We start from the raw sequence: 2,539 nt of genomic DNA, 5'->3' as shown, positions 1-2,539 counted from the left end.
GGCGGCACAGTCCAACTCAGTTTTATCAGACATAAACAATACCATCACAAATAATTTCAGCCAAACTCAATTGATCTTCAGTTGATTCACTATCTTTGGGTGTATATGTCGGATAAAACACTATGAGGTTGAACTAAACCGCCTATCGGCGGTGATTCTTTCATAATTCTCTAACTTCCACGTTGTTAATCATAATAAATAATAACATGGAAGAACAAATTACATTACGAGAAAAAATGTTCAGGGAGATGCAAATTCGCAATTACAGTCCCAGAACGATTCGCAATTATCTGAGCTCCATTTCCAGGATCTCACAGCATTACAACATCACGCCAGATAAACTGACCCGCGAGCAGATTAAATCCTATCTTCAGGCAAGGATTAATGCCGGTAGTTTTTCGGCATCATCTGTTAATCAACTCATCAGTGCCCTGAAAATACTATTTGTTGATGTTTTACACTTAAAATGGGATATAATCTCCGTCAAAAGAGCCCGCAGAGAGAAACGTATTCCGGTTGTTTTCTCAAGAGAAGAAATGGAGCGATTGATCAGTGTCACTAAAAACCTCAAACACAAGGCAATACTTTGTGTTACCTATAGTGCAGGATTGCGAAAGTTTGAATTATTAAACCTTCGTATTGGTGATATTGATTCTGATCGCATGCAAATACACATAAGATCAGGGAAAGGTAAAAAAGCCAGGTACTCATTACTGGGAGAACGAACTCTGGATATTCTTCGAGAGTACTATCATAAGTACAAGCCGCATGATTATCTTTTTCCGGGACAAATTCACAGTAAACCGCTCTCAGAAAGAACCGTTGAGGTAGTTTTTAAGCAAGCTATGAAAGGGGCTAAAATCACCAAGCCCGCATATTTCCACTGTTTACGTCACAGTTTTGCCACTCACTTACTCGAACAGGGTGCAAACCTTAAGGTTATTCAGCAACTAATGGGACACAAGGCTTTAAAGACGACCTCAATCTATCTGCATGTGACTAACTCTGAGACAAGAAAGGTTAAGAGCCCCATTGATTATGTAGTTAGCCAGGGGGTGTAATATGGAAAATAAGAAACATTCATTTGATCTTGGAGAGCTCCTTTCTGAGTATCAGGGTCAATTGACCAGTCAATACTCCTTTAGCCCGGATCAAAGCAAAGTACTAACTGATCTGACTTGTTGTCGCACATCAGCTTTGGGCGGACATAAGGATTATTGCAATCACTGTGGCCACGTGCAGAACTCGTACAACTCTTGTAGGAATCGGCATTGTCCGAAATGTCAGTACATAAAACAAGCAGAATGGGTTGATCGCTTAAAGCACAACTTACCTCCAACCAAATACTTTCATTTAATCTTCACTATTCCCCAGGAATTACACCAGATATTTTACACTAATCAGAGATTATGTTACGATCTGCTCTTTCGATCCAGTACTAAAGCCGTTCACCATGCATCCGGGGGGCCTTCAGGATATGGAGCATCTGTAGGCGGAGTAAGCCTCTTACACACATGGGGACAGGCTCTGACATATCATCCTCATATTCACATGCTTGTTCCGGCCGGGGGGCTTTCAGCGGATAAAATGGAATGGATACATTCACCAGGGAAGTTTTTTTTGCCGGCCAAGGTTTTAAGCAAAATATTCCGTGGTATTGTGTGTAAAATGCTTTCTGAGATCATTGCAAAAGGAGAGGAGATCTTCCTCCCCGATGACTTTTCCTGGGATAAGCTAAAACAAAAGCTTTATAAGAACAACTGGAACGTTCATATTAAGTCTCACCAATTGGGCGCTGATCGGGTTATTGAGTATCTGGGACGATATACTCATCGTGTGGCTATTTCAAACAGCAGAATTATTAGTGTTAAAGATGATCAGATTAGCTTTAAAATCAAGGACAATCGTACGGGTGCATATTCAAGTACAATTACTCTTCCTGTGATTGAATTTCACCGTCGTTTTTTTCAGCATGTTGTACCCCGGGGTTTCTGCAGAATCAGGTATTTTGGTTTTATGTCTCTTTCAATAGCCAAAGAGATGCTGGCTTTGGTTTTTGAGCTACTGGAAAAAGCTCAGTTTATACCAAGACTGGAAGGTTTAAATGCCATGGAGGTCTTTCAGGAAATCAGTGGAAAAAGACAACGTATTTGTCCTGAGTGTGGAATCGGAATTTTACTCCCGTTTCATGGAGCAACTGAATCAGGTTGACCATTTTCACCCTCTAGTTCTTTGTCATAGCTAATCATCAAACTGCAACTGCCGTAAGGGAAAAGCTATGTCTTAATCAGCCAGAATAATACCATGTTTATACCAGTAGCAAGTTGGATTTTCATTAAAGTGGCTCCATTAATGACCAGAACACACCTCCCACTTATGAAGCCGTGCCATACTAAGTGCATAGGACCCGGCGGCACAGTCCAACTCAGTTTTATCAGACATAAACAATACCATCACAAATAATTTCAGCCAAACTCAATTGATCTTCAGTTGATTCACTATCTTTGGGTGTATATGTCGGATAAAACACTATGAGGTT

2 protein-coding genes are annotated in these 2,539 nt (G+C 40.6%); both read left to right on the top strand.

Features of this window, described 5'->3' with window-relative positions; all coding sequences use genetic code 11:
* Window positions 1-206: 206 nt before the first annotated feature.
* Entirely contained in the window at window positions 207-1,061 is an 855-nt protein-coding gene (locus tag U9Q77_09555) for a site-specific integrase (protein ID MEA3287603.1), read from the top strand.
* A gap of 1 nt (window position 1,062) precedes the next feature.
* Window positions 1,063-2,211, top strand: a complete 1,149-nt coding sequence (locus U9Q77_09550) for an IS91 family transposase (GenBank protein ID MEA3287602.1) — start codon at window positions 1,063-1,065, stop codon at window positions 2,209-2,211.
* Window positions 2,212-2,539: the final 328 nt, after the last annotated feature.

Source organism: Candidatus Neomarinimicrobiota bacterium, assembly GCA_034716895.1.
GTDB lineage: Bacteria > Fidelibacterota > UBA8477 > UBA8477 > JABMPR01 > JABMPR01.
Note: the sequence above shows the minus strand (reverse complement) of the source record. Positions and strands in the feature narration are given on the sequence as shown.

What these genes read in the sequence shown, in the direction of transcription:
- U9Q77_09555 (MEA3287603.1), top strand. Translation starts at nt 207, where the DNA reads ATGGAAGAACAAATTACATTACGAGAAAAAATGTTCAGGGAGATGCAA.
- U9Q77_09550 (MEA3287602.1), top strand. Translation starts at nt 1,063, where the DNA reads ATGGAAAATAAGAAACATTCATTTGATCTTGGAGAGCTCCTTTCTGAG.